Origin of the sequence: Massilia litorea, from assembly GCF_015101885.1 — a bacterium.
Taxonomy (GTDB): Bacteria; Pseudomonadota; Gammaproteobacteria; order Burkholderiales; family Burkholderiaceae_D; genus Telluria; species Telluria litorea.
Map to the genome: position 1 here is coordinate 616,381 of NZ_CP062941.1, position 26,898 is coordinate 643,278.

Annotated in this window: 29 protein-coding genes and 1 tRNA gene; 13 read left to right on the plus strand and 17 right to left on the minus strand. The window is 61.7% G+C overall.

Annotation, left to right across the window (positions count from 1 at the left end):
• Window positions 1–57: 57 nt before the first annotated feature.
• From LPB04_RS02695 to LPB04_RS02705, 3 genes are all read right to left on the minus strand, one after another.
• The gene (locus LPB04_RS02695; RefSeq protein ID WP_193687257.1) at window positions 58–1,242 is read right to left on the minus strand and encodes an MvaI/BcnI family restriction endonuclease; all 1,185 of its coding nucleotides are present in this window, start codon (window positions 1,240–1,242) and stop codon (window positions 58–60) included.
• Between the two features lie 490 nt (window positions 1,243–1,732).
• Window positions 1,733–3,412 carry a DNA cytosine methyltransferase gene (locus LPB04_RS02700; RefSeq protein WP_193687258.1) on the minus strand — a complete coding sequence of 560 codons (1,680 nt, stop codon included), beginning with the start codon at window positions 3,410–3,412 and terminating at the stop codon, window positions 1,733–1,735.
• 590 nt (window positions 3,413–4,002) lie between these two features.
• Window positions 4,003–4,443, minus strand: coding sequence for a very short patch repair endonuclease (locus LPB04_RS02705; RefSeq protein WP_193687259.1), 441 nt, complete (start codon window positions 4,441–4,443; stop codon window positions 4,003–4,005).
• A 455-nt stretch (window positions 4,444–4,898) separates the two neighbouring features.
• On the opposite strand from LPB04_RS02705, the gene LPB04_RS02710 reads away from it, so the two are divergent.
• From LPB04_RS02710 to LPB04_RS02730, 5 genes are all read left to right on the plus strand, one after another.
• Complete coding sequence (locus LPB04_RS02710) at window positions 4,899–5,465, plus strand: anthranilate synthase component II (RefSeq protein WP_193687260.1); 567 nt, start codon at window positions 4,899–4,901, stop codon at window positions 5,463–5,465.
• 79 nt (window positions 5,466–5,544) lie between these two features.
• Entirely contained in the window at window positions 5,545–6,582 is a 1,038-nt protein-coding gene (trpD, locus tag LPB04_RS02715; protein WP_193687261.1) for an anthranilate phosphoribosyltransferase, read from the plus strand.
• A gap of 14 nt (window positions 6,583–6,596) precedes the next feature.
• Complete coding sequence (locus LPB04_RS02720) at window positions 6,597–7,232, plus strand: LysE family translocator (RefSeq protein WP_193687262.1); 636 nt, start codon at window positions 6,597–6,599, stop codon at window positions 7,230–7,232.
• A 12-nt stretch (window positions 7,233–7,244) separates the two neighbouring features.
• The gene (gene trpC / locus LPB04_RS02725) at window positions 7,245–8,045 is read left to right on the plus strand and encodes an indole-3-glycerol phosphate synthase TrpC (RefSeq protein ID WP_193687263.1); all 801 of its coding nucleotides are present in this window, start codon (window positions 7,245–7,247) and stop codon (window positions 8,043–8,045) included.
• Between the two features lie 2 nt (window positions 8,046–8,047).
• The gene (locus LPB04_RS02730) at window positions 8,048–8,539 is read left to right on the plus strand and encodes an energy transducer TonB (RefSeq protein ID WP_193687264.1); all 492 of its coding nucleotides are present in this window, start codon (window positions 8,048–8,050) and stop codon (window positions 8,537–8,539) included.
• Window positions 8,540–8,683: 144 nt separating this feature from the next.
• On the opposite strand, the gene LPB04_RS02735 is transcribed toward LPB04_RS02730, so the two are convergent.
• The 6 genes from LPB04_RS02735 to LPB04_RS02760 all read right to left on the minus strand — a co-directional run bounded on the left by LPB04_RS02735 (window position 8,684) and on the right by LPB04_RS02760 (window position 14,915).
• The gene (locus LPB04_RS02735) at window positions 8,684–10,006 is read right to left on the minus strand and encodes an amidohydrolase (protein WP_193687265.1); all 1,323 of its coding nucleotides are present in this window, start codon (window positions 10,004–10,006) and stop codon (window positions 8,684–8,686) included.
• 7 nt (window positions 10,007–10,013) lie between these two features.
• Window positions 10,014–11,834: a M61 family metallopeptidase gene (locus LPB04_RS02740; protein ID WP_193687266.1), complete on the minus strand. Its 1,821-nt coding sequence runs from the start codon at window positions 11,832–11,834 to the stop codon at window positions 10,014–10,016.
• A 74-nt stretch (window positions 11,835–11,908) separates the two neighbouring features.
• Window positions 11,909–12,481, minus strand: coding sequence for a nucleotidyltransferase family protein (locus LPB04_RS02745; protein ID WP_193687267.1), 573 nt, complete (start codon window positions 12,479–12,481; stop codon window positions 11,909–11,911).
• Between the two features lie 12 nt (window positions 12,482–12,493).
• Window positions 12,494–12,952 (minus strand): (2Fe-2S)-binding protein, encoded by a 459-nt coding sequence (locus LPB04_RS02750; protein WP_193687268.1) that lies wholly within the window; start codon window positions 12,950–12,952, stop codon window positions 12,494–12,496.
• Window positions 12,953–13,672 (minus strand): DsbC family protein, encoded by a 720-nt coding sequence (locus LPB04_RS02755; protein WP_193687269.1) that lies wholly within the window; start codon window positions 13,670–13,672, stop codon window positions 12,953–12,955.
• 22 nt (window positions 13,673–13,694) lie between these two features.
• A complete protein-coding gene (locus tag LPB04_RS02760) occupies window positions 13,695–14,915 on the minus strand; it encodes an FAD-dependent monooxygenase (protein ID WP_193687270.1) in 1,221 nt (406 codons plus the stop codon).
• 133 nt (window positions 14,916–15,048) lie between these two features.
• On the opposite strand from LPB04_RS02760, the gene LPB04_RS02765 reads away from it, so the two are divergent.
• Window positions 15,049–15,124 (plus strand) — tRNA-Phe (locus LPB04_RS02765).
• A 119-nt stretch (window positions 15,125–15,243) separates the two neighbouring features.
• Entirely contained in the window at window positions 15,244–16,125 is an 882-nt protein-coding gene (locus tag LPB04_RS02770) for an alpha/beta fold hydrolase (RefSeq protein WP_193687271.1), read from the plus strand.
• A gap of 40 nt (window positions 16,126–16,165) precedes the next feature.
• Here the strand turns inward: LPB04_RS02770 and LPB04_RS02775 are convergent, their stop codons facing one another.
• On the minus strand, window positions 16,166–16,567 hold the full coding sequence (locus tag LPB04_RS02775; protein ID WP_193687272.1) for an FxsA family protein: 402 nt from the start codon (window positions 16,565–16,567) through the stop codon (window positions 16,166–16,168).
• A gap of 403 nt (window positions 16,568–16,970) precedes the next feature.
• Here LPB04_RS02775 and LPB04_RS02780 point away from each other — a divergent pair, with 403 nt between their 5' ends.
• Window positions 16,971–17,774: a PEP-CTERM sorting domain-containing protein gene (locus tag LPB04_RS02780; RefSeq protein ID WP_193687273.1), complete on the plus strand. Its 804-nt coding sequence runs from the start codon at window positions 16,971–16,973 to the stop codon at window positions 17,772–17,774.
• A gap of 44 nt (window positions 17,775–17,818) precedes the next feature.
• On the opposite strand, the gene LPB04_RS02785 is transcribed toward LPB04_RS02780, so the two are convergent.
• The 5 genes from LPB04_RS02785 to LPB04_RS02805 form a co-directional block, all read right to left on the minus strand.
• On the minus strand, window positions 17,819–18,688 hold the full coding sequence (locus LPB04_RS02785) for a hypothetical protein (RefSeq protein ID WP_193687274.1): 870 nt from the start codon (window positions 18,686–18,688) through the stop codon (window positions 17,819–17,821).
• A 22-nt stretch (window positions 18,689–18,710) separates the two neighbouring features.
• Window positions 18,711–19,298 (minus strand): TerD family protein, encoded by a 588-nt coding sequence (locus tag LPB04_RS02790; protein WP_193687275.1) that lies wholly within the window; start codon window positions 19,296–19,298, stop codon window positions 18,711–18,713.
• 58 nt (window positions 19,299–19,356) lie between these two features.
• Window positions 19,357–20,499 (minus strand): toxic anion resistance protein, encoded by a 1,143-nt coding sequence (locus tag LPB04_RS02795; RefSeq protein WP_193687276.1) that lies wholly within the window; start codon window positions 20,497–20,499, stop codon window positions 19,357–19,359.
• Window positions 20,500–20,658: 159 nt separating this feature from the next.
• A complete protein-coding gene (locus tag LPB04_RS02800) occupies window positions 20,659–21,234 on the minus strand; it encodes a cytochrome C (RefSeq protein ID WP_193687277.1) in 576 nt (191 codons plus the stop codon).
• A 149-nt stretch (window positions 21,235–21,383) separates the two neighbouring features.
• On the minus strand, window positions 21,384–21,593 hold the full coding sequence (locus LPB04_RS02805) for a hypervirulence associated TUDOR domain-containing protein (RefSeq protein WP_193687278.1): 210 nt from the start codon (window positions 21,591–21,593) through the stop codon (window positions 21,384–21,386).
• A 153-nt stretch (window positions 21,594–21,746) separates the two neighbouring features.
• Between LPB04_RS02805 and LPB04_RS02810 the strand changes: the two genes are divergently transcribed.
• Entirely contained in the window at window positions 21,747–22,190 is a 444-nt protein-coding gene (locus tag LPB04_RS02810) for a nuclear transport factor 2 family protein (protein ID WP_193687279.1), read from the plus strand.
• Window positions 22,191–22,272: 82 nt separating this feature from the next.
• Here the strand turns inward: LPB04_RS02810 and LPB04_RS02815 are convergent, their stop codons facing one another.
• Both LPB04_RS02815 and LPB04_RS02820 read right to left on the minus strand, forming a co-directional pair.
• Entirely contained in the window at window positions 22,273–22,809 is a 537-nt protein-coding gene (locus LPB04_RS02815) for a DUF2058 domain-containing protein (RefSeq protein ID WP_193687280.1), read from the minus strand.
• A gap of 82 nt (window positions 22,810–22,891) precedes the next feature.
• Complete coding sequence (locus LPB04_RS02820; protein WP_193687281.1) at window positions 22,892–23,854, minus strand: MerR family transcriptional regulator; 963 nt, start codon at window positions 23,852–23,854, stop codon at window positions 22,892–22,894.
• A 133-nt stretch (window positions 23,855–23,987) separates the two neighbouring features.
• Here LPB04_RS02820 and LPB04_RS02825 point away from each other — a divergent pair, with 133 nt between their 5' ends.
• The 4 genes from LPB04_RS02825 (at window position 23,988) to LPB04_RS02840 (ending at window position 26,898) form a co-directional block, all read left to right on the plus strand.
• Window positions 23,988–24,443: a fasciclin domain-containing protein gene (locus LPB04_RS02825; RefSeq protein WP_193687282.1), complete on the plus strand. Its 456-nt coding sequence runs from the start codon at window positions 23,988–23,990 to the stop codon at window positions 24,441–24,443.
• Between the two features lie 167 nt (window positions 24,444–24,610).
• Window positions 24,611–25,492: a UV DNA damage repair endonuclease UvsE gene (gene uvsE / locus LPB04_RS02830; protein ID WP_193687283.1), complete on the plus strand. Its 882-nt coding sequence runs from the start codon at window positions 24,611–24,613 to the stop codon at window positions 25,490–25,492.
• 276 nt (window positions 25,493–25,768) lie between these two features.
• Window positions 25,769–26,407 (plus strand): choice-of-anchor J family PEP-CTERM protein, encoded by a 639-nt coding sequence (locus LPB04_RS02835; RefSeq protein ID WP_193687284.1) that lies wholly within the window; start codon window positions 25,769–25,771, stop codon window positions 26,405–26,407.
• A 65-nt stretch (window positions 26,408–26,472) separates the two neighbouring features.
• Window positions 26,473–26,898 carry a post-PEP-CTERM-1 domain-containing protein gene (locus LPB04_RS02840; protein ID WP_193687285.1) on the plus strand — a complete coding sequence of 142 codons (426 nt, stop codon included), beginning with the start codon at window positions 26,473–26,475 and terminating at the stop codon, window positions 26,896–26,898.

The following is a 26,898-nucleotide window of genomic DNA, read 5'->3' on the forward strand; positions in this document are numbered from 1 at the left end:
GTTCCCTCATCCACGATAAGCGGTCATAAAATAGTTTAAATTGTACTATCAGCAGGCTTAGAGATTATATTTCTTCCAGATTGGGAATAGCATAGGTAGGTCCCCCGGCCAGATCTTGAAGAGGTACCCATGGTCCCTGATACGCGAACCGCTCAGTGACATAGTCAGGTCCAGCGTGACCGTGCCATTCGCGATTGCCGGGCTAAGGTTGGCTGCGAGGGGTTTGATTGTGTGGACAATTGAGTGATAATGAAAACATTCGACACCGTCAACCAGTCCCGCGTCCGCCTTCACCCAGAAACTTTCAGGGTGTTTCTGCTGTAGTCTCGCGCGCAGCTCCGCAAGTTGCCAAGAAAAAACGTTGCTGGAAGTAATACTGCCATGGTGAAGCAGCTTCAGTTGGCCCGCATCCGCGTCAATATGGAGCATTAAACCTTGTGAGTTGGGTTTAATGGCGTCTACCGTGCAATACAGTTGTCGGCGACCTTCCGCGGGATAACCATATTCCATTAACACTTCACGCGCAGGCTTGCTGTCGGGATGATTCCACTGTGGAACCTGCGAGAACAAGTTAACCCTGTTTTTTGCTACCGCCCGTTTCCTGTTATGCCTGCTGGCCTTAATCTCGATACCATGATAGTCAGGCGTTTTTTTACTATTTGAAGCGATTCCGAGGAGGTATTCCAATGTCGCCCCGACGCCTGTGTCCCCGCTGCGGACCGTTCTAACGGGACCTTGACTCGAGATGGCTTTGATTTTCCCGAGGAGCTCTATCGCCGTGGAAGAAAGGAAGTTATTTGCTGCGGCAACGACGCTTCCCAAAGGAGTGCTAGGATCCCCGAGCGACCCGAGCAAAATAGGATCGCTAACATTTACGATATAAAGGCGATTACTAACGTGCACTAAAGCCAGAACATCATCCGCACGTGCGTAGGCTTTTAAATTATAGAAACAAGTGCGCGGGTCACCCTTTTTGGTGACGGGACGGTAGAGCGATATGGTGGTGGGAACGAAACCATTTTCTGTAACATACTCAGCAGCGAGCGTCCGTTTCTCGCCTTGCGGCTGTGAAGCGAAATCGTGAATTCCCTCGGCTGCAAGGAAGTCGCGGAACGGCTCGGTAGCATCGATGATGCTCTTCGTTAGTGCCGTTGCAGTCGGGGAGACCAGCGCTGTAGGAATGCCGTGCTCGCCAAATAGGCGGAGAACATTCTTCGAAAAGTTGGGCGGGACAAACTGCATAGCGATTCTCGATGGAAATAATCGCCATCATAACCGCAATTGCCCTTAATCAATATGATTATTTCAACTTTTTCACCGTTTCCGGCGTCATCCCGGAAGTCAAAGCAAGACATATCCGTGTCTCATAATTACCGGTAACTCAGCCGTCACTTCGAAGGCAACAGGCCCACTCCGTCCTATGCTGAGCGTGCGTACTGAGAAACCGAAGCTGCCTCGTTTCCTGAGCAAGTCCACCGGGGTTACAGAAAGACTCGTGATGTCTCTAGGATGTAAGCTCTAAAACATCAGCCATACCGGCTTGAGCTCTTGCAAGAGTCGCTAGTCAAGCTGGACAAGCCGTCTCCGACAGCGGCACGAGTTGTTTACACAAAGGAATCGGTGAACGTTCGCATACACCCGCGATGAGGTAAGCCGCAGCGCACCACAAGTATCCAGAAGTAATGGCCGCAGCGAAGCGGGGCGAAACACGGTTTGCCCCCGCTAGCTAAGCCTATGCAGCCTCTGCTACCTGAGCGTCCAGCGCGCACACATCCTTGACATGCTGCACCTCGGCCTTCCCAAGCCGGCCTAGCAAGTCGGCAAAGACGCGGCCGATAGCCCGGCCGAGCAACGGTGGGACGGCATTGCCGACTTGGGTATACTGTGGAACTTCAAACTTGCGCATTTGCCCCCCAGTCGTGACTTTCGAGCGGAAAGCGAAATTATCAGGGAAGGATTGTATACGAGCCATTTCCCGCACGGTGAGCGTACGCAGTTCTTCGTAATGGCATGCATCGTCCGGGATCGACAATGCTGCAGGTGCTGGAGACGTAGGATCAAGTGCCTTTTGTGTTTGCTTCTTTGTGTCGTGCCGGGCGAGATATGCAACCAATGCATCCTTGTCGTGAGTGTTGAAGCGAACTTCCTCCCCATCTTCCCCGACGAACGGGTGGGCGCATAAGTCCTGTGCGCATTCGTCCGAGATGGTACTTGCAACCTGTGCCAATACTGCTTGCACCTCTTTTTGCGTACGCCGCTTCCCGATCTGTTGAAGGATCTGGTAAATCCTGAACCGCCGTTGGACGCGATCGCGGTTGTACCTATAGTCATGGTTTTCCATAGGGCGCTCGGCAATATGGGGTGCTAGAGATGCTTCGAGTTCCATCCAGTAGCCGGACTTGGAGTCAGGTTCATTTTTCAGGTCACCGATAGCCTCCGTGACGGTATAAGGCTTTTTCTTCCCTGCTACCTTTTCGCCGGCGTGCGCGACCAACGGCGCAAGGAAGCTGTTGCAAAACAACGGCAGGTGGCGTTCGTTGGCAACGTCGAAACACGTTAGGCACTCTGGCGAATATTGTAAGGACGGGTTACTTTTGGCTAACTTAAAAAACTCCCCGGACGACGCAAGCAAGTCATGCTCTTGCTCGGACTTCACCGACGCAAGCACCTGTTTGTAGACATCCTTCTGCCGGAAAAGCATCATTAGGAACCGGGGGCGATTCTGGGCGACGCCCGCATACTTAGCGTTGACATGCAGGCATAAAGGCACATAACCTTGCTCGACGAAGGCCTTGGCAACCTCGAACCATGCGTGCTTCTTCTCGCCGTCAACGGAAAACGGGCGCAAGATACCAGTTACGTTCTCGAGCAACGCCATTCTAGGATTTACCAACCCGACGAACTTCGCGAATTCCATCGGCAGCACATTCCTCGAATTGCTGTACTCGCGCATGCCAGCCATGCTGAAGCTTTGGCATGGCGGCCCCCCTGAGACAAGGTCGACCTCGCCTGCCCCGAATCCCGACTTCAACGCTGACACGATTTCCGGTTTGTTTTCAAGGAAACGGTTGAGTTCGACGATGCTCCCAACCACGAGGCTCCCCTTCAAGCTTTCTGGCCCTGAGATATCCGACCAACCAAGCTCATCCATCTTTGGATAAGCCCGAGGGTCTTCGCGCAGGCGCTGCGCAAGTTGCGTACGCTCGTATCGGCTGCGCAACCACTTCGCATTAGGTTGGCTAGGACTGAATGACTGAGCGTCCTTTCCAGACAAGTCCTTGCCAAAAAAGTTGTATGCAAAGGTTTCGCTTGCCATTGGTGACAACTCGTTCGCCATGAGTAGCTCGAACCCGGCGGATTCCAAACCAAGCGAGAGCCCCCCGCAACCTGCAAACAACTCAATGTGATTCATTTTTTCTCCTAAATACTCGCATTAGCAACCCAGCACACTGTATAGCCATACAGCCTTTGCAGCAAGTGGCAGCTGGGCTGGGTGACACCGGTCCTACGGCATCGATTGACAGGCAAGTAGGACATTGTAGGGTAACTCCCACTGGAAGGCCAGGAGTTTATTGCCGGGCGGCGCTCCTGTCTTCGGGCAACGCGACACGCTTTGACCGAGACGTGCGTGCCACTAGAAGCGTGGACGATTGGATGCCACAACTACGGACACCTAGCATAGGGCTTGGGCACTTAAGACCATGCCGCGTAACCAGTGGGGCGCAGAACGGCACGTGGAGTGCTTGCGTTCATGCGGGTATGATGGATGTGGCCTTTGAGCAACAAGCCCATCGACCACTTGGTGTTCTGAGCACGGCTACACCAGCCCCTCAGCAGTTCGCGCTTATCTAGATAGCACGGTGCGGTTGGGCAGTATGATTCCTTGCTGACACAACTATTGCCTGAAATCTCCCTAAACGGGCTTGTAGGCAATCTAGTTCTGTGACCATTTCTTGCAAGCAGGGCGCTCTTACGTTGAAAACTCCTTATCCGTGGATCTCCTTAGTATTTAGGCGATGGCCATCCACGGGTGACAATACGCCCTGCAACACTCGCCGCAGTAGCCCCTATCGCCAACCGATTGCGCAAACCGCATTCCCAAACCACGATTACTTTCCAACCGGCGGCGCGTAGCGCGCGAATATTACGGGCGTCACGCTTGCGGTTGGTCTCCACCTTGTTTTTCCAGAAAGCCGAATTGGATTTTGGAATGTGTCCGGTTGGGCATTTGTGACCGTGCCAGAAACAGCCGTTCACGAAAACGACGACGCGGCGCCGTGTGAAAACGATGTCGGGCTTGCCCGGCAGCCCTCTGAAATGGATACGATAGCGGAGTCCCTTTGCATGTAGGGCGCGTCGCAGGGCCAGCTCGGGCCCGGTGTTCCGTGAGCGTATCAAAGACATGCGGTGGCTGCGCTCGGCCGCAGTCAAGGTGTCGACCATTCGTTATCCTATAAGCCATCCAAGGTTCAAGCATAGCGAACGGTAGCGCAAGGGCGCGCCAGCTTGCATAGGCAGCAGCAGCAACAGCGACAATCGACTTTTGCTTATTGGATGTCACGCCCCCTTCCACGCGTTGTTCAACAGGCTCTCGCAATCAATTGCACAGCCACAAACAATTCCATGCATCTGAAGAGCTTCACTTCCCTTTCGAGGACGCCTTTGCTTCGTCGTCGACCATCGATATTGGTGTAAGATTGTCGTATGTCCCTATCCTCTACATTTTGCTGGTCGACCGTCCCTTACTGGCGTTGGCGCCACGTCATCTAAGCACACTCTATAGCCCAGTTAATTCTGCGGGTAGCAAACCAAAATGGTGGCAAAACGGTGGTAAATTCCCACCCGACGACCGGCCATATCTGAAATCTGCATTTAAAATCAAGAGGTTAGATCAAGTCATGCTGCTAATGATCGACAACTACGATTCCTTCACCTACAACATCGTCCAGTATTTCGGCGAGCTGGGTGAAGAAGTGCGCACCGTGCGCAACGACGAAGTCACGATCGGCGAGATCGCGGCCATGAAGCCGGACCGCATCTGCATCTCGCCCGGCCCGAAAGCGCCGGTTGACGCGGGCGTCTCGGTCGACGTCATCAAGGAATTCCAGGGCAAGCTGCCGATCCTCGGCGTCTGCCTCGGACACCAGGCGATCGGCGAAGCCTTCGGCGGCAAGATCGTGCGCGCCAAGCAGGTCATGCACGGCAAGACCTCGATGATCGCGCACACCGGCGTCGGCGTGTTCCATGGCATACCGAGTCCCTTCACCGTGATCCGCTACCACTCGCTGGCGATCGAGCGCGCTTCTTTACCTGCCTGCCTCGAGGTGACCGCCTGGACCGACGACGGCGAAATCATGGGCGTGCGCCACAAGGAATTCGACATCCAGGGCGTGCAGTTCCACCCCGAGTCGATCCTGTCGGAATACGGCCACGCGCTGTTCAAGAACTTCCTCGAGGGCCGCTGAGCCCTGCCGCGCCTAAGCAGCGCGCCCCCGGCGCTACGCTCAGGTCCGGTTCTTAACTTCTACTGTTACTGGAACGTCCATGCCGATCACCCCACAAGAGGCGCTGCTGCGCTGTATCGAACACCGCGAGATCTTCCACGACGAGATGCTGCACCTGTTCCGCCAGATCATGTCGGGCGAGATGTCGCCGACCATGGTTGCGGCACTGACCATGGGCCTGCGCGTCAAAAAGGAAACCATCGGAGAGATCACGGCCGCCGCGCAAGTCATGCGCGAATTCTCGACCAAGGTGCCGATGGCCGACACGACCCACCTGCTCGACATCGTCGGCACCGGCGGCGACGGCGCGAATACCTTCAATATCTCCAGCGCGTCGATGTTCGTGGCGGCTGCCGCCGGTGCGCGCGTGGCCAAGCATGGCGGGCGCAGCGTCTCGTCTTCCTCGGGCAGCGCCGACCTGATCGAAGCGCTCGGCGCCCAGATCGATTTAAAGCCGGAACAGATCGCGCAATCGATCGCGCAGACCGGCATCGGCTTCATGTTCGCGCCGAACCACCATGCGGCGATGAAGCACGTGGCGCCGGTGCGCCGCGAGCTGGGCGTGCGCAGCATCTTCAATATCCTTGGACCGCTGACCAATCCGGCCGGCGCGCCGAACATCCTGATGGGCGTGTTCCACCCCGACCTGGTCGGCATCCAGGTGCGCGTATTGCAGCGCCTCGGCGCCCAGCATGCGATGGTGGTCTGGGGCCGCGACAACATGGACGAAGTCTCGCTCGGCGCCGGCACCCTCGTCGGCGAACTGGTGAACGGAGAGATTCGCGAATACGAAATCCATCCGGAAGATTACGGCCTGTCGATGATCGCCAGCCGCAACCTGAAAGTGGCGAATACCGAAGAATCGAAAGTGCGCGTGATGGAAGCGCTGCGCGGCGAGCCCGGACCGGCCACCGATATCGTGGCACTGAATGCCGGCACGGCCTTGTATGCAGCCGGGGTATCCGCATCGATCGAGGACGGTTTGGCGAAAGCGCGTGCGACAATTGCATCCGGCGCGGCCTTGGCCAAGCTCGAACAATTCGTTAACGTCACGCGCCAGCTGGGCGCTCAAACATAAGAAAAGGCACGCATATGTTGGGGATTCACGATCTGCCGCTGTTTATCATTTCCGGACTTCTCCTCAACATCATGCCCGGGCCCGATTCGCTCCTGATCATGACGCGCAGCGCCACCCAAGGCTGGCGCGCGGGCTGCGCGGCGGCGCTGGGCATCGGGACCGGCACCCTGGTCCACATCTTCGCCGCGGCGCTCGGCCTGTCGGCGGTGCTGGCGACTTCCGCCACCGCGTTCACGGTCGTGAAGCTGGTCGGCGCGGCCTATGTCCTCTACATGGCGGTCGGTCTGCTGCGCAGCCGAAAGCAGGAAGGGGCTGCCGCGCCGCTTGCGCTGCCGGCCCTCCCCTATCGAAAAATCTTCGCCCAGGGTTTTCTGACCAATGTGCTGAACCCGAAGGTCGCGATCTTCTTCCTCGCCTTCGTACCGCAATTCATTACCGCCGATGCGCCGAACAAGGCACTCGCCTTCATCGTCCTCGGCTGCATTTTTAATTTCAACGGCATGCTCTGGTGCGGCGCGCTGGCGCTCACGACCGCGAAGGCGAGCGCACGCATCAAGCTCAGCCCGGCCGTCTCGCTCTGGCTCAACCGCGTCACCGGCGGCCTGTTCGTCTGGCTCGGCGTCAAGCTCGCCCTGTCCAAGTCACACTGAAAGTTTTCACGTATGTCCGATATCCTCAATAAAATCCTCGCGGTCAAAGCCGATGAAGTGGCGGCCGCCAAAAAATACCGCGATCTGGCCAGCCTGCGCCGCGAAGTGGAAGGCGACAGCGAGCTGCGTTCCGGCATCCGCGGCTTCGAAGCGAGCCTGCGCAAGAACATCGCCGCCGGCCGCGCCGGCGTGATCGCCGAAATCAAGAAAGCCTCGCCCTCGAAAGGCGTGCTGCGTCCGGACTTCCGTCCTGCGGACATCGCGGAGAGCTATGCCAATGCTGGGGCTGCTTGCTTGTCGGTGCTGACCGACGTACAGTTCTTCCAGGGCTCGGTTGATTATCTGCGCCAGGCGCGCGCGGCCGTCGAGCTGCCCGTGATCCGCAAGGATTTTATTGTAGACATGTACCAAGTGTACGAAGCGCGCGCGATGGGGGCCGATGCGATCCTCCTGATCGTCTCCGCGCTCGATCACGGCCTGATGGCGGAATTGGAAGCCTGTGCCCAGGAACTTGGCATGGATGTGCTGGTCGAAGTACATGACGGCGATGAGTTGACCGCGGCGCTGAAATTAAAAACGCCGCTGGTCGGCATCAACAACCGCAACCTGCGCACCTTCGAGGTCTCGCTCGACACGACCATCGGCCTGCTGCCGCGTATCGGCAGCGAGCGGCTGGTGGTGACCGAGTCGGGCATCATGGTGCCGGGCGATGTAGAGCGCATGCGCGCGGCGAACGTGCACGCGTTCCTGGTGGGCGAAGCCTTCATGCGTGCTTCCGACCCTGGCGCCGAACTTCGACGGTTATTCGACTGATTATGTTCACTTCCATCCGCACCCGGGCCGCTCTCCTCCTTCTACTGGCAGCCCTGGGCGGATGCAGCACGGTCCAGCCCGTCGCTTCCACTGCCAGGCGCATCGTCGCCGCCATCCTCCCCACGCCCAAGACCGAGGCGCCCGTACCGCCGCCCTCGCATACGCTCGACGCCTACAAGGCCGAGGTGGCGCATCACGTCATGCGCGCCAACAGCGGCCAGACCTTCAGCGGCCGCCTGCCGCCGATGCTGCCGGCGATCGTCGTCGTCAACATCACGGTGGGGGAAGACGGGGAGTTGCAGGATGTCGTCGTGCAGCGTTCGCGCGACCCGAGCGCCTCGGAAGTGGCGCTGGCATCGATGCGGCGCAGCGGGCGCTTGCCGCCGCCGTCCAGGCTGCTGACCGCGAACATGCGGGCGCTGACGTATTCGGAGACCTTCTTGTTCGACGACCAGTATCGGTTTCAGTTGCGGTCCCTGGCCGGGCCGCAATGAATCGATATGGCCGGCGTAACGTAGGGTGGGCATTCATGCCCACGCGGACGTGCGCACGGTGTTGGTTCGTGAACGCGGCGATAACGCGTTCACACCCGACGCGTTATCGCGGATTTTCCGGATACGTTTTCGATGCGCGAACCCTTACCGCCCCATCACATTCAACACCGCCATGCTCATCGCCTGCGCCGCCGTCTTGATCGACGGCTCCGGCACCGGCGCATAAAACGGCGAGTGATTGAACGCAATCGGCTTGCCGCCTTCACGTGACGCCTCTTCCACCGTCTTCGGGTCGTACACGCCGGTGAAGAAGAACATCGAGGGCACGCCCTGGTTCACGTACTGCGAAAAATCCTCGCTCGCCGTCATGGCCGGCATGCGCTGGGCCTTGGCGTCGCCAAAGGCGTCCTTGAACACGGCTTCGGTCCTGGTCACCAGCGCTTCGCTGTTGACGATCGCCGCGCCGCCGCTGATCAGCTGCACGTCGGGCGCCGGGGCGCCGGCCATCGCGGCCGAGGCGTTGGCGACGCGGCGCACGCCCTCTAACAGCTTGGCGCGCACCGCCGGGCTGTAGGAGCGGATCGTGCCGCGCACCTGCACGCTGTCGGGAATGATGTTGCCGACCGTGCCGCCCTGGATCGCGCCGATCGTCACCACGCCGAATTCCTTCGGGTCCTTCTCGCGGCTCACCACCGTCTGCACATCGACCACGAAACGCGCCGCAATCGTGATCGGATCGAGCGATTTATCCGGCGCCGAGCCATGGCCGCCGCGGCCCTTGAAGACGATCTCGATCGCATCGGAATTCGAGGACACGGCGCCGGCGTTGTAACCCACCGTGCCGTAGGCCAGCGGCCAGGAGTGCAGCGCGAACGCGTAGTCCGGTTTCGGGAAGCGCTTAAACAGGCCATCGTCCAGCATCGCCTTGGCGCCCGATACGGTTTCCTCGGCCGGCTGGCCGATGAAGACCAGGGTGCCCTTCCACTGCGATTTCAGCTCCACCAGCGTACGTGCGGCGCCGAGCCAGCTGGCCATGTGGATGTCGTGGCCGCAGCTGTGGGTGACGAAGCTCTCGCCGCCGTTGCTCTGCGCCTTCGCGCGGCTGGCATAAGGCAGGCCGGTCTTCTCTTCCATCGGCAGGCCATCGAGCTCGGTGCGCACCAGCACCGTCGGCCCGGCCCCGTTTTTATACACCGCGACGATGCCGGTCTTGCCGACTTTTTCGGTCACCTCGAAGCCGAGCTTGCGCATCTCGGCGGCCAGCTTGCCCGCCGTGCGCACTTCCTGGAAGGCGATCTCCGGATGGGCATGCAGGTCCTTGTAGACGGTGTCCAGCCACGGGTACATGCTGTCGACGCGCGTTCTGACGTCGGTCTTCAACGGTGCGGGAAGCTGGGCCAGCGCGGGAAGTGCAGCGAGGGCCAGGACTGCGGCGGCGATGGGCTTTATCAAGGTGAACCTCTCCATGGAAGGATCAGAATGCGCTTGGGCGCGGAAGAGCAACCGACTTCTTGCCCGCGACGGCCGGCGACAGGGTAATCCCCGGCACGCGCTCGCCCTGAAGGGTGACGTCAAAACTCATCAGCTCGTCGCGGCGGAAGGCGTGCACGGCGAGCTTGTCGCCCACGCGGTAGCGCGACAGCAGCGCGTCGACATTCGACGGATTGCCGTTCACGCGCAAGCCGTCGATCGCAATGAGGACGTCCAGCGCCGACAGGCCGGCCTGGTGCGCCGCCCCGCCCTCGTGCACCTGGGTCAGCTTGGCGCCGAGGGCATCGCGGCCGATGCCCGCGTCGAGTGAGGGCTTGCCGCTCTTGCGCTCGTCGAGCAGCTTGATGCCGAAGGGCGCGAACAGTTTCACCAGCGGCAGGTCGTCCGTGCCGCGCACGAATTTGTCGAACAGGTTGCGCAGTTTCAGGCCGCTGACCTCATCGAACAGCGCCTCGACTTCGCTCTCCGTCACGCCGCGCCCGACGCCCGCATAGAAATCGCGGCCAAAGCGTTCCCACAGCGCGCGCATGACGTCGTCCAGCGTTTTCGCGCCGGCCGTTTTGGCGCGGATGGTCAGGTCGAACGCGAGCGCGATCAGCGATCCCTTGCTGTAATAACTGATGATCGCGTTCGGCGAATTCTCGTCCTGGCGGTAGTACTTGCTCCAGGCGTCGAAACTCGAATCGGCCACACTTTGCTTGGTGCGCCCGCTGCCGCGCAGCACACTGCCGATGGTTTTCCCGAGCAGCTTCAGATAGGTCGCTTCCTTGATGATCCCGGCGCGTACCAGCATCAGGTCGTCGTAGTAACTGGTGAATCCCTCGAAGAGCCACAGCAGCGGCGTGTAGTTCTCGACCTGCAGGTCGTAGGGCGCGAACACGGCCGGCTTGATGCGCTTGACGTTCCAGGTGTGGAAGTACTCGTGGCTGCACAGGCCGAGGAATTTCAGGTAGCCCTCGTTCGGCTCGCCCGTCTGCGGCGATGCGGTGCTCGGCAAATCGGCGCGGGCGCAGATCAGGGCGGTCGAGGCGCGGTGTTCGAGGCCCCCGTAACCGTCGCCGACGGCCATCGTCATGAAGACATAGCGGTCGACCGGCGCCTTTTTCGTGCCTGGCTCGAACAGGGCGATCTGCGCTTCGCAAATCGCCTTCAGGTCGGCCTGCAGGCGGCCCATGTCCAGGTTCGGCACGCGGCCGGTGATGACGATGTCGTGCGGGATGCCGTGCGCCTTGAAGGTGCTGAGGGCAAAGTCGCCCATCTCGACCGGATGGTCGATCAGTTCGTCGTAGTTGGCGGCGACATAGGTCCCGAAGCCGTAGCGCTTCGCGCCGAGTTCCTTCATCGCAGTGGCGACGCGCCAGGTCTTCGTGGCCGGGTCGCCCGGGCGCTGGATGTCGACTTCGTGTGCGCCCTCTTCCTGGCCGATGACGCGCAGGAAGACGCTGGTGCCGTTGAAGAAGCCGTGGGTCTGGTCGAGGTGGGCGGCGCGCACCGACAGGTCCCAGGCATAGACTTCGTAGTGCAGCGTCAGCGGACCATCGCTCGGTGCCGCCTGCCAGGCATGCTTGTCGAGCTTCGTGAGCGGCACCGTTGCACCATTCGATTCGGCGCGGATGCGCACGATGTTGCGCGCGAACTCGCGGATCATGTAGCTGCCCGGGATCCAGGCCGGCAGCGCGAATGTCTGCCCTTCGGGGCTGGGCGCCGGCACGGTGACGGTGACGTTGAACAGGTGGCCCGCCAGGTCTTTCGGGACGATGGTGTAGTGGATGGCGCTCTGTTTTTTCTGGGCTGTTTTTTTCATGATCACGTAAGGACGGGCTGATTTCCGCTAGTGTAACGGATTCGCCACCGCTTACAACGCGGAGGCAAACGCCTTCATGCCAGGTCGCCCGGGGTGTCGATGTCGCGCAGGATGCCCGGATCGTCCACCGCCACTTCCACCACGGGCGCGGATTTCAGCAAGGCGCGCGCGCCATGCTCGCCCTCCAGCGCCAGGAGGGCCGGCAAGTGACGCGCGCCGAAGGCGACCGGATTGCCACGCCGCCCTTCGAACACGGGTGCGGCGATGTCCGCGCCCTCCTCCAGCGCGGCGAGCAGGGCGCGCAGCGTCGCCGGCGCCACATACGGCATGTCGCCCAGCGCCACCAGCCAGGCGTCGGCCTGCGGCAGCGAATGCGCGATCGCGGTGACCAGCGAGGCGGCCATGCCGCTGTCGGCCTCTTCGCAGAGCACGACCTCGCAGCCAGGCGCACGCAAGGCCGCGGCCACGCCGCCGTCCTGCGGCGGCACGACGGCGATCACACGCGATAAAACAGAAAGTAGATTGCGGGCGCTGGCGACGACCATCGGCTCGCCGCCGGCGAGCGGCTGCAGCAGCTTGTTGCGCAGGCCTTCAGGATCGAAGCGGCGTCCACGTCCAGCCGCCAGCAGGATGCCGACGGGATTCATGCGGAAGCGCCCTTATGCCAGCGTGGTAGCCGCATCCTTGATCGCGGCGCGGATGCGCTGGTAGGTGCCGCAGCGGCAGATATTGCCGCTCATGGCGTTGTCGATGTCGGCATCGGTCGGCGCCTGATTGGTCCGCAGCAGCGCGGTGGCGCTCATCACCTGGCCGCTCTGGCAGTAGCCGCACTGCGGCACGTCGTGGCGGATCCAGGCCGCCTGCACGGCCTTGCCGACGGCATCGGCACTCATCGCCTCGATGGTCGTGAGCTTGTGGCCCACGGCGCTGGCGACCGGCGTGATGCAGGAGCGGATCGGCGCGCCGTCCAGGTGCACGGTGCAGGCGCCGCACAGGGCGGCGCCGCAGCCGAACTTGGTGCCGGTCAGGTTCAGGTTGTCGCGCAGCGCCCACAGGATGGGCGTGGACGGGTCGGCATCGACCTGCGTGTCGCGCCCGTTGACGTTCAGCTGGACCATTTATTTGATCGAGTTCAGCTTCGCTTCCAGCGCCGGCAGGTCGACCGCGCCCGGGATGCGGGTGCCGTCGGTGAAGAAGATCGCCGGGGTGCCCTGGATATTGAGCTTGTGGCCCAGTTCGACGATTTTCTCGTTCGGGGTCTCGCAGCTGGAAGGCGCCGCCGGCGGCAGCTTGCCGTTGACCATCCAGTCGTCCCAGGCCTTGACCCGGTTCGGCGCGCACCAGATGTTCTTCGACTTCACGAACGAATCCTCGGACAGGATGTTGTACATGAAGGTGTAGATGGTGACGTTGTCGAGTTCCTTGAGCGTGGTCTGGCGCAGGCGCTTGCAGTAGCCGCAGTTCGGGTCTTCGAACACGGCGATCGTGCGCTTGCCGTCGCCCTTCACCTGCTTCAGCGCGGAGGCGAAGGGCAGGTCGGAGAACTTGATCTTGGTGAGGTCGTCGACCCTGGCCTTGGTCAGGTTCTTCGAGCTTTTCGCCTCGTACACCTGGCCGATGAACAGGAATTCGCCCTTCTTGTCCGCGTACAGGATGTCGGAACCGATGCGCAGTTCGTACAGGCCGCTGTAGGGCGTTTCCGTGATCGAGTCGATCTTGGCGCCGCCCAGGCGCGGCTCGATGTTCTTGCGGATGTTCGCTTCCGTCGTATTCTCGGCACCCACGCACGACGCCATCAGGCCCGTCGCCGCCAGCACGGCGATCTTGGTTTTCAACATCACTATCTTGTTCCTTAAGGTTTTACTGTCCGATGGCGTGCGCCATCAGGCGACGCTTTATGAAGGGCAACTTGTCGAGCAAGTTTAATCCCAAATTGCGTGCAATGCGCAAGGGTTCCAGGTTGGCGCCGAATAAACGCTCCAGTCCGTCGGTCGCCAGTTGCATGAGCAACACATCTTCCTTGCGCGCCCGCGCATAACGCGCCAGCACGCGCTCGTCGCCGATCGCCCGGTGTTCCTCGCGCTCGCCGATCACGCGCAGCAGGTCGACAATGTCGCCGAAGCCCAGGTTCATGCCATGTCCGGCCAGCGGATGCACCGCATGCGCAGCGTCGCCGATCAGGGCGACGTGCGGTGCCGTCAGGGCATGGGGACGCACCAGCGCCAGCGGCACCGCCTTGAACGATTCCGGCTGCAGCGGGCGCAAAGCACCGAGCGGCGCGTCCGCATATTCGCACAGGCGCACGGCCAGTTCGCCCATCGACTCGTCCATCAGGGTGGCGGCCAGGGTTTCCGGCGCCGACCAGACGAGCGAGACCCGGTTGCCCGGCAGCGGCAGCAGCGCGATGATGCCGTCGCTGCAGGTAAACCACTGGTGGGCGACGCCGTGATGCGGCTTTTCGCAGGAAAAATTGGTGACGATCGCCTTCTGGTGATAAGAGCGGTAGTCGATGCCGATGTCGCACTGCCCGCGCACCCAGGAATCGCGGCCGTCGGCGCCGATTACCAGTTTCGCATCGATGCGGCGCCCGTCTTCCAGCTCCACGGCTGCTCCCTCGGGACCGCAGCTCAGGCGCGTGCCGCAGCCTTTGACGATCTCGACCTTGTGCGCGAATTTCAGGGCGGCGTCGAGCGCGCTATTCAAATTGCTGTCCTCGACGATCCAGGCCAGCGCGCCGGTATGGGCGCCAAAGGCGTCGAATCCCAGGCTGCCGCCGTTCTTGCCGTCGCCGTTGACCGCCATCGCATCGACCGGCGCCACGCGGCCCGCATCGAGCGCATCCCACACTTTTAATGAGGCCAGCAGGTCGCGCGCCGTGTGGTTCAGCGCATAGACGCGCACGTCCCACGGGCGTTCGCCGCCGGTGACGGCTTCGTTCTGCGCGTTGGCGGCCGGAACCAGCAGCGTGACGCTGTGCCCGGCCTGGGCGAAGCCGAGTGCCGCCGTCTTGGCGATGGCGCCATTGCCGACGATGCAGACGTCGCTTCGGATGGAAACGGAGGAGGAAGTTGGGGTCGTCATGCCTGGCATTATAGCGGCATGCGCAGTGCGCACCTCAGGTGCAACCGGCGAGGCCGGCCGGCGCCCCCGCCGAAGAAAGTTGCAACGGGGACTTGCAGAGCCGCGAGCGGCTGGCTATAATCATGCCTCTCTTGGCCTGGTAGCTCAGTTGGTAGAGCAGAGGATTGAAAATCCTTGTGTCGGTGGTTCGATTCCGCCCCGGGCCACCAAGAATTCAGCATTGGCAACGATGCAAACAAAAACGCCACCTTCGGGTGGCGTTTTTGTTTTGTGCCTTGGCTTACTCACCAGCTTGCTATGATTGGCCAGGTGACTGGACGGGGCAAACATGACAAACACGATTCATTGGCGATGGCCTCTTTATGCCCTGCTTGGCGCGGGTGCCGCGCTGGCGCTGCACCGCACCCGTAGCCGACATCATCGCCAGCGCCAGATGCAGCATGGCCAGATCCGCGAATTGCAAAGCCTTCGATGGGAGGTCAACGGCCAACACATGCATGCCCGCGTTGCCACCGGCGCTGCCCGCCTGGGGACGCTACCGGCAGTCATGATCCACGGCCTGGGCGTGTCCGGCGCCTATTTCATTCCAGCGGCACAACGGCTGGCCACGGAATTCGACGTCTACGTACCCGACCTTCCAGGACATGGCCTGAGCGACACACCTGAAGTCCAGCCTGACATCCCCGGACTCGCGCAAGCATTGATCGACTGGATGGATTGCACCGGCATCGCAAAGGCCTGCCTGGTTGCGCACTCCATGGGCTGCCAGGTTGCCGTCGAGGCCGCACTTCGCCATCCCGGACGGATCGGCCGGCTGGTCCTGATCGCTCCGGTACCCGATCCGGCAGCACGCAGCACATTGCAGCAAGTTGGCCGCTTCGCCATGGGCGGAATCTTTGAACGCCCATCGCTGGTCCCGCAGGTGATCAAGGATTATCTGCGCATGGGTAGCCGGTTCGTCCCGGAGTTCCATGACATGCTGGCTTATCCCATCGAAGCGAAGCTGCCGGACATCGCGTCACCAGTCATGCTGATACGCGGCGAACACGACGCCATCGCTCCCCAATCCTGGCTCAACGAAGCCGCCAGGCTGCTTCGCGCAGCGCCCCCAGTCGTGATTCCGCGCTGGGGCCATGCCGTTCATTACAGCGGAGCAGACCAGGTCGCGGCGGCAATCCGTCCTTTTCTTGGCGGCTTGCCATCTGCCTAGCAATTCACCCAGCCGCAACGTCCACTCGTCGATTCGACCCTCAGTTTTTCTTTTCCCTGAATTCAACATCAATCACCTTGCCCTCATCGGTTCGTGATGGAGGATTCCGGCCCGCAGCAAATTTGAAGATGGACGATTTCAGGCGACCGAACATGGCCCGCCTCAGCCAGGGGTAGGAAAGCAGAAAAGCGGTAGCGAAACCGATCACCAGGGCGGACAGGTATTCGGCTTGCGACAGAAAGCTCAGCAAGCACAGTGCGAGCAGGCTCACGATGACTGGTCGACGGGCAGGTTTGGGTAATAGACCGACAGTGCGCAACTTCCCTTTGCTAAACCAGGGGATTCTTGCAAACAAAACGCCAAGCAGCAGTCCCGCCATGGCGCGACTAGTGCCGAGATGATCGGCCAACACCCCGACGACAAGAAAACCGGTGTAGGTCATGGTGCCGGCCAAGGCTGCCAGCGCCAATAGGACGGCTGTGAGCGCCAGCCTTGGCATACGCCATGCCGCTGTGACTAAGTAAGCTAGGATTTGTGTACTCCTGCGGGTGGGATCTGAAGGCGATTGCAAAGTTTAACAGCACGCTCCTGTGTCGGGCTTTTCAATTAAACCGGTGAAGCGCTGTACTACTCACGTCCGGGTAGCGTTGCTATTTCCGCATCGGCACGCTCGTATCCTGTTCGAAACGGGTGCAAGGCGCGAGCTGTCGACAGACTTGACGCTCAGCCGTTTTCCGCGTCGCTGCCCTCTTTAATAATCAAGCATTTATCCAACTGGCATGAAGGTTGCTCCCATTTTCATACCGAAGATTACTTCGGCTGTCGAAAACTACGAGGGAGCAATCATGACCACACAACGTCGTCCTGCACTTCTGTTTCGCGCCATTCCCGCCCTGACCTTGCTGGTGGCCGCAACCGCGGCCAACGCGGCCCCCATCTACTGGACCAACTGGACCGGGACCGACACCGACCCTGGTACCGGTTTCAGCGCCCAAGGCACCATCACGACCTCGACCACGACCGTCGGCGTCACCTATACCAATGCGGCGGGCGTCGGCTTCTACCAGCCAAGCGGCGGCAACGATTACTGGATTCCACGTACTCCTGTCGGGAACTCGCCATACACCAGCGCCCAGGTCGACAATCCGCCGACCGGCACCGACATCATCGCCCTCCAGTTCGCAGGCCCCCAGACGCTGACCTTCACGCAGTCGATCGTCAATCCGGTCTTCGCTTTTGTCAGCCTGAACGGCAATGGCTATGCCTTCCTGAACCAGGATTTCGACATCCTCAGTTTCGGCGGCGGCCTCGGCGCTCCCGCTCCCGGTGACAACAGCTGCGGCTACTGGGGCTGCGGCAGCGTGACCAAGCAGGTGGTCGACCTCGGCGGCGGCAACACCGAATACCGGCTGATCGGCAGCGGCGAGCCGCACGGCACCATCCGCTTCACCGGTGCATTCGACACGCTGACCTGGCGCAGCCTGACCAATGAGTATTGGAACGGCTTCACTGTCGGTGTGCAAGGCACGGTTGGGGAAGAGAATCCGCCGCCGCCCACCGACGTGCCGGTGCCGGCCACCTGGCTGCTGCTGGTCGCCGGCGGCGCGGGATTAATGGCATCCAGGCGCGGCCGCAAGACGCCGCAGTAAAGCAGAGACGCCACCTCGGGTGGCGTTTTTTTTGTTTATGCCCGCTATCCCTGCTTTCCGCCCTGCGCCTGCGCCATCTCGAGCGCGGGCAAGGTCACCGTCAGGAACGACGACACCTGCCCGATCAGGTCGGCGGCCTGCCGGCGTACCTGCTCCATCTGCAGCATCGACAGCTCCGCCTGGCGAACCGCCTGCTGAATCAGCGTCCGGCGCTGCACGAGCGCATCCAGCGTCGCCTCGGGCGCGCCGCTGGCAAGCGTCGACACCACCGCCAGCACCAGGCCGTGCAAGCCCAGGTTGCGCGCCGACTCGTCCAGCTTGCGCATGGCAAGTTCGCTGTCGGCCATGAGCTGCAGGAGTTGCGCGCGACTTGCCGTCAGAGCCGGCTTGAACTCGGCAGGCGAGGCCGGGCGGCGAAACAGTTTATCGAACATGCCCGCTGGCGCCCTGCTGCTCTCCAGCGCCGCCTCCAGCAACGCGGGCACGCCCATTTCCGCAAACTTCAGGACCAGTTCGGTGATCGGCTGGAGCAGCGCGGCCTGCTCCATCAAGGGCTCCTCTCCCCACTGCGTCACCAGCGCCAGCTTCACCGGCAGGATGCGGCGGAACAATGCGGCCAGGCGCCCCTCCGACTGCGCGAACAGTGCAGGATGGTCGGCCCTGGCGATCTCGAGGGCGTCGCGCACGGCCGGATGGTCCTCGCTCTCAAATAAGGCTTTGGCCGGGGTTTTCGCGGTGAGGCTGGACCTTGCCGGCGCCGGCGGCAGGTCGTCGAACGACAAGGCCTTGGGAGGGCCGGCGGAGGCCGGCGGCGCGGCAGCGTCTTGCGTGTCGCCGAAGTCGAACGCCCGCGGCACGGCCGGATCGGGGGCAGGCTCGGGCTCGCCGCCGAAATCGAATGCCTTGGGCGTCATCGGTCGCGCGGCATGGCCGGTCTCAGACGGTGCCGCCCAGCTTGCGGATAAACGTCGCCAGGTTCAGTTTAAAACCGGCGCCGACGGCCTGGAAGCGCCATTCGCCATCCCTGCGGTACAGCGAGCCGAACTGCAGTGCGGTCTTGTCCGAGTAGTCTTCGTCCAGGTCGTATTCCGCGATCACCTCATTCGTCTCGTCGTTGTACACCCTGACATAGGCATCGGTGACTCGGCCGAAGGTCTGCTTGCGCGCTTCGGCCTCGTGGATGGTCACCACGATCGGCATCTCCACGACCTCGGCGTCGACCCTGGCCAGGTCGACGGTGATGACTTCGTCGTCGCCATCCTTGTCGCCGGTGCGATTATCTCCGGAGTGCACGACCGCGCCATCGGGCGACGTCGTGTGGTTGTAATAGACGAAGTGGGCGTTGCTGATCATGACCGGATCGTCGCTCGCGTTTTTCCTGCACAGGAACACCGACGAGTCGAGGTCGAATGCCTGGCCTTCGGCCGCGTTGACCTTCCAGCCGAGGCCGATACGAACACGCTTCAGGCCCGGAGCGGCTTTTTCGAGGTTGATGCGATGGCCGGTTTCGAGGGTCGTCGCCATGGACTGTCCTTTATGGTGAAAATGGTATTTTCGCTGGAATGCGTACCTGGAGCAATGCTCAAGCCGATGGTGCCCCGGTGCTCGAAAAGCGGGCAATCAGCTCGCGCTCCAGCTCCTGCAGTTTCGGCAGCTCGTCCTTGCGGCGTTGCTGGCCTTCCTGCGAGATTTGCTCGAGCTTGTCGAACGCGGTCACCAGTTGCGCCTGGACGTGCTGGGCGGTCTCCAGGCTGACCAGGGAACGCTGCTTGGCGCGGGCCACCGTCTCCGTATTTTCCAGCAGCATGTCGGCCTGGGCGCGGAAAGCCGCGTCGGTGGCGTCGTAGGCGGCATTCGCGACCGCGGCGCTCTGCTTGGCTTCCAGTTGCAGCAGGTAGAGCGAGAACACGTTGCGCCAGGCCGGAATCGACACGTTGACGATATCGGTAAACGTGTCCGTCAGCGCTCTAGCATTGTCCTGCGACAGGCGGATCTGCGGCACCATCTGCGTGGCCATCAGCATGGCGCGCTTCAGGTCGTCGATGCGTTTTTCGAGACGCTCGAGACGGCGCTTGAGCTCGGTCGCCTGCTGCGCCTCGAAGGCGTTGGCCGGCGCGGCCTGCTGCGCGACCGCCTGCCGCAGCTTGTCGGCCCAGGCTTCGCCCTTTTTGACGTCGGCATCCAGGCCCTGGTAGTACATCTCCAGGCCCTTGTACATCTCGTCGAAGTCCTGGATGCGATTCCGGTGCACGTTCGCATGCCGCGTCATCTCGCCGACCAGGGTGTCCATGCGCGATTCGACCACCTGGTACTGCGACAGCATCTTTTCCTTGACCGAGCCGAACATGTTCGTGACGCGCGACAGCAGGCCGCCCGAACGCAGCTTGGCCGGGTCCAGGCCCTTGGAGGTGGCGATCAGTTCGTTCAGCTGCGTGCCGAACACATCCGCATCCGAAGCACGCACGGTGCCCAGCAGCTTGGCCGATACCTTGGCCACGCCCGCGCCGGTGGAGCCGCCCAGGGACTCGATGGCCTTGTCATCGATGCCGGAAATATCGACGCGCGGCAATGGGGCGACGCTGGCCTCCGGACGCGCGGCAGGCAGCAGGTCCGACGTGCCGGCAGGAGTCGACAAGGGCGGAAAGGCGGGCGCCGGCGCGGCAGGGACGGTTGGCGCCGTGGATGCTGCGTTCGCTTCTTCGTCGGAGGAGAACAGCGGTTTCATAAGGTTCCTTCAGGTGGAAGTGACAACATGATTAGCTTACCACCGGACAATCCTGCTGGGCGAGTATCAGCGCAGCGCCGGGAATAGCGACGCAAAAACGCCAACCTTTGCAGGTTGGCGTTCTTGTTGTTGCCGTGTGCTTCCCTGTATTCGGTTCGATCAGGGCCCTGGATGGGTATTGTCGGGCAAGGAAGGGATCGCACGCAGGTATTCATACACGGCGATCAGCTCCAGCTCGGTCTTTTTGCCAAAGACCGGCCAGGGCATGACCTGAACGATGGTGCCGGGCGGATCCTTGGGATTGTGCCCGGTGCGCATCATCTGGATGAACTCGCTTCGCGTCAGCCCCGCAGGCTTGCCTGCATTGTCCGGCGTGATGTTGGCCGACGTGATCTCGGGCCCGAACTGTCGGCCGCCGGACAAGTATTCTTCGGCATTGAGCCGTTCTGGTTCGCCTTTGAACGGGTCGCCCCCGGGCGAATAGGTCGGATGACTGTGGCAGTCGACACATCCGCTCGTGTTGACGACGTAGCTGCCCAGGCCGACCAGCTGGCGATTCTTGCCCGCCAGATTCAACACGACGCCGGCTGGGACGATGGCATAGCCACGCTTCACAGGATTCTCGCTGTCGAGGAAATCCCTCAAACCACCGGCTGCCGCGACGGACACTGCTGCCGATGCGACCAGCGCCGCTGCGAGCCATGCGCGACGGCCAGTTCTCCACGATGTATTCATGCTCCCTCCCTCCGCCAAACTGGACACGCGCCCGGCAAGCGCGATCGCACGGGCGCTCATTTAGACTAGTCTCAGTCTAGTCGCGGCGCGCCGCATCGCCGGTGCGTTGGGCGGAGGTTTGAGATTTATCAATCAGGCCAGCGAACTGTTCACACCTTGCTCAGCGCGTCCGGCTTGTGGGCCGCCTCAGCCCCGGTCTTGTCGCTGACGACCAGGTACTCGGGATTGTCTTGTGAGGCGGCGACGTGGTGCCCCTTGATCTCCGTGGGCTCAGTCAATTTCTTCTTGATGGTGCCGGTCACCGTTCCCTGCGAGGAATGCCATTGCACCTTGTCGCCGACCTTGAATGTATTCGTCATGCTTGCTCCCTGGAAGTGAAAAAAAGAAGTGCGTGCCGGGCGCCCGGCCCGGCTTGACTTCCGCGCGGCGCGCACTAGGCTCAATGTATGGCCGTCCGCGACATGAGCGGGCGCGATTGTCGCTGGACGGCCGATTCTTGATAGGAGGCTGTCATGGACGCGCAAGAAAACAAACGGCTGATCATGGAAGGCTACCAGATGTTCCAGAACGGCGACATCCCGCGACTGCTCGAGCGGTATCACGACGACGCGGTCTGGATCGAACCCGAGTCGGAGTACATCCCCTTCTCCGGCCGCCACAACGGCAAGGCGGAAATTGCCCGCTTTTTCAAATCACTCGACGATGCCGCGCAGGCCATCCGTTTCGTTCCGCAGGAATTCATCGCGGAAGGCGACAAGGTCATCGTTACCGGCGAAGCGACCTGGCTCGTCCGGCAAACCGGACGCAGCTACGATAGTCCCTGGGTGCACGTGTTCACGCTGCGCGACGGCAAGGTCGCACGCTTCCAGGATTATCACGACACCGCGGCAAGCCAACGGGCCTACCAGCCGGACCAGCCGGGACAGGCAGCAACGGGAATGCCGATGCACCATTGAGTGCGCTACAGGGACTCTGTAGCAAAACGCCACCCTTGCGGTGGCGTTTGTTTTATTTACCTACCGGGCGCAGTCGCGCCTGTCACCACATCAAATCGTCGGGAATCTTGAAGTCCGCATACGGATCGTCTTCCTCGAGCGCAGCCTCGTTCTTCTTGACCCGCACCAGCAGCGAAGCATCGCGCTCGGCGATCTTGTCGGCAATGACGCGTGGCACCAGCTCGGTGTTGTCGCCCAGGCGCACGATGACGAGGCGTCCGGCCATCAGGTGTTCCTGCACCGTATGCGAGACATAAATGCGCTCGATTTTTGTGCCGTGCGTAAAATTGTAGGCGACATCGCCATTGCCCTTGCCCTGGCGGTTCTTCTGCACCATTTGCACGATCTGCGCCATGATCGCCTTCTGCTGGGCGGCAGCGTCGCGCTGGGCGTTCAGTTCGCGCGCCCGTTCGGCGTTCTTGCGCTGCAGTTCGGCAGCGGCCAGCTTCGCCTCGTCGACACTCTCGGTGCCGGTGCGGCGTTCGATCTTTTGCTGCTTGCTCTTTTCCTGCTGAACTTGTTTTGCCTTGTTCTTGTTGACCAGCCCGGCCTTCAAGAATTGATCCTGCAACGATGCCATTGTGGGCGCTCCCTATAAATATTCCCGCCAGCATAGCAAGGAGCGCCGCCAGCTACCAGTGCCGGCCGCCTTCGGGGGTGTTTCAGTTGCGTGCCGGCGGCAGCGGCAGGCCATCGGCCAGTGCCAGCGCCGTCAAGGCTTCCTCCAGCACCACCCTCGCCTGCCCGGCCGCGCGCTCGAGCATGGAGTGCAGGCGCGCATCCTCCGGATTGCGGTTGGCGCAATTGGCGCTGTAGCGTTCGAAACTGCCGACCATCAGCAATATATCGGTGATGTGGCGCGGGCATTCGCAGCTGAGGCGGTTGCCGGCGGCCGAGATGGTGGCCAGCGCTTCCTCGTCGAAACGGGGCGGCGCGACGGTGGGACCTGGCGCCTCCGGGCTCGGCAGGCGCTGTCCGGCCAGGGCCGAGCGGCACAGCAGCGCCAGCTCGCCCAGCTCGGCCGGCATGCGTGCGACCAGGTAACCCTGGGCCCGCAAGGCGCGGATCGTGGCGCTGGCGCAAAAACGGTACAGCACGACGGTCGCCGCGACACCTGCCGCTTCGCGCGCGGCGGCCAGCAGCGGCATGGCGCTGTCGTCGAGCTCGGACACTTCGGCCACGAGCACCTGCCCGCCGTTGTGTGCACGCAGACCCGCCACCTGTTCGAGGCGGGCGCAGCTGGCGCGCACGTCCAGTCCCAGCGGCTGGCGCTCGGCCGCCACCCGCCGCGCCAGGCTCGGGCCGACCAGCAAGACTGGTACCGGGCCGCTGGCCACGCGCGCATCGGCGGCGCCGGCGGCCAGCATCGCCTGCAGCTGTTCGCGCGCCAGGCCGGCCAGCACGCCGATCGCATGGCCCTGGTCAACCAGCTGTTTTAGAAGACTAAGGCGTGCCACCTGCTCGGCCGAGTACAGGCGCTGGCCGTGCGCCGAGCGCTCGGCGTCCGACAGGCTGTAGCGGCGCTCCCAGATGCGCAGCGTCTCCACCGGCAGCCCGGCCAGCCGGGCGGCGGCGCCACTGCGGTACAAAATGCGATCAGGCTCACTTCTCTGCAGCATATTCATGGCTTTGTCTCACTGTTGTCCCTGTTATTTTGAATTATATAGCGTCAATGCTTGGACACGGGGCGCAAATTGGCATAATTTACATATGTGCAGTCCAGCCTGGACTGCGACCGTCAACGACAGGAGCCCCCCCATGAAGAAGATCTTGCTTGCACTTCCACTCGCCTTTGCAATCGGTTCTACCCAGGCCGCGGACATCGTCGACACCGCCAAGGCGGCCGGCAACTTCAATACATTGATCACCGCCGTGCAGGCCGCGGGCCTGGTCGACACGCTCAAGGGCCCAGGTCCGTTTACCGTGTTCGCCCCGACCGACGCGGCGTTCGCCAAAATTCCAAAAGCCAAGCTCGACGCACTGCTGAAAGACAAAGCGGCCTTGGCCAAGGTTCTCACCTACCACGTTGTCCCAGGCGCGGTGATGGCAGCCGACGTCAAGCCAGGCATGGTCAGGACCGTCGAAGGCAGCTCGCTCAAGGTCAGCGCCCCTGCCGGCAAGGTCATGGTCGATAAGGCCAACGTCGTCAAAACCGACATCGCAGCCGACAACGGCGTCATCCACGTGATCGATTCGGTAATCATGCCGAACTAAGCGTTTGCAGCACGGCCGTCAGCGCCACCACCTGCCAGCCGCGGGTGGTGGCGCTACGCATTGATTCCTATCTTATTTCACGGCTGGTAAATCCCCGCTTTCAACTGAATTTGGGCATCAAAGACTTCAGCCTATACTTTTTATTTTCCTTCTTACGCGAGGATCACATGCCGCATCTGGGCCTGGTCTGCATTACCGTCTCAAAAGAGGTCCGCTACCGTACCGTCACGCGCACGCGCCTGCACGCCCAATCAGCCGATACCCAGAACAAGATCCTGGAAGACATCTACCGCGACAACCTGCAGACCCTCGACACTGCCCTGCGCTATTGCACGCAGAATGGCATTTCGCTGTATCGCCTGCCTTCGTCGATCTTTCCATTTGCCGACACGCCCGAAGGCCTCGACCTCCTGCGCACCCTGGCCCCGAGCCTGGCGCGCTCGGGCAAGCGCGCGCTCGAGGCCGGCATCCGGCTGGTGATGCATCCGGACCAGTTCGTGGTGCTTAGTTCCGACTCGCCCGACGTCGTCGCCAACAGCATCAGGATATTGCAGATGCACGCCGACATCATGGATCTGCTCGAGCAGCCGCGTTCGTCCTGGGCGCTGCTGGAAATCCACGGCGGCAAAGCAAACCGGGCCGACGCACTGATCAGGTGCATTGCGACGCTGCCCGACGCGATCCGCTGCCGGCTCGGCCTGGAGAACGACGAATACGCCTACAGTGCCGAGGAGATCCACGCCATTTGCATGGCAAGCGGCGTGCCGATGGTGTTCGATGCCCACCACCACATCGTCCACGAGGACCTGCCCAGTTACGACGATCCGAGCGTCGAGGAGATGCTGCGCAAGGCGCGCGCGACCTGGGCCGACCCTGCGCAGCAGCTGGTCCACATCTCCAACGGACGCAGCGGCTTCAACGACCGCCAGCACGCCGATTTGATCGATACGATGCCGGCCTGCTATGCCCAGGCACCCTGGATCGAGATCGAGGCGAAGTCGAAAGAAGAGGCCATCGACGGACTACGCCCCTGGCTGCAATCCATCTGAAAAACTGCCTGTATTGACTAAAAGTTGTTTTAAACGCACAAATACGGTGCAAGTTGTAAGCGTCTGTGTGTTTTTTGTCGGAAATTCTTACATTTTCTCACTAAATTTTTCGCCAACGAAATTTTCCTCTGAGTAATCAAAGACATAGTCTGCTGGCACGCAATATGCATCAGCTGCCGAGTCGGCGAGGTACATTGCCGCGAACTACAAGGCGCTGTATGGCGTTCACGAAATGCCAGCACAGCACCAATGTCTAAAACTTTGGAGGCGCATCAGATGATGAAGAAAGCACTTGTTGCATTGGCATTTTCGGGCATGGCGTTGTCGGCCCAGGCCGGTGCATTGTTGGCAGAAGGTTTTGAAGATGTAGGTGGTCTCGCCGCTAAAGGCTGGGTCCTGAAGAATGGCGGCACCCCGCCCGGCTTGACTTCCGGCTGGGCCCAGGGCAGCTCGAACATCTTCCCTGCCCTGAGCGGCCCGGCAAACAGCTATGCATCCGCCAATTATCTGAACGCCGCTGCTGGCGGGGATCTCAATACCTGGCTGATCACCTCCGAGTTTTCGACCGGCATCAACGGCGCCACCGTCTCCTTCTGGCTGCGCGCTGACGCGTATCCTGGCACCAGCGACCAGATCGCCTTCGGCTTCGGCAATGCCAATGGCGAACTGAACTCCTTCGTCCTCGGCGCGCCAGTCACCGTCGGTACCGACGGCTGGGCCCGCTATGAAGTGATGACGGCCGGCGGCCAGGGCAACGCCCGCTTCGCGCTGCAATACACCGGCGCCGCCGACTTTGCCAACTACGTCGGCGTCGACAGCCTGCTGGTCAGCGAAGTCCCTGAACCGTCGACCATGCTCAGCCTGTTCGCCGGCGCAATGGGCCTGGCACTGGTGCGCCGCCGCAAGCGCGGCTGATCGCCACACGGATTTCGCAAGCCGAAGCGCAAGGCGCTTCGCAACCTCAATACCAGGAGATTCTCATGTCCCAGAAACATCAGTCCGGCCAGCGCCTGCTGTGCGCCGCCGGCATCACCCTGGCCCTGCTGGGCCTCGTCAGCCAAGCCTCCGCCCAGGAAGCGGTCCAGTCGAGCGATGCGCTGACCGTCGTGCGCGATGCAGGCACCGGCCAGCTGCGCAATGCCACCGCCGAAGAGCACGCCGCAATGCAGGCGCAGGGGGCACAAGCGAACGCCCGCGTGCGCACCCTGCGCGCTTCGCCGCAAGCCTTCCAGCAGAAATTCCACGCCAGCGGTGCCCGCGGCGTGCGCCTGACCGACGAGTTCACCAACTCCGTACGTGCGGAACGCCAGCCGGACGGCAGCATTGCGACTTACGAGTCGAGCAATGCAGACCAGTCCTCGGCTGTCGCCGGCCACGTCCACACCAACAAGGTTGAAACGGAGTAA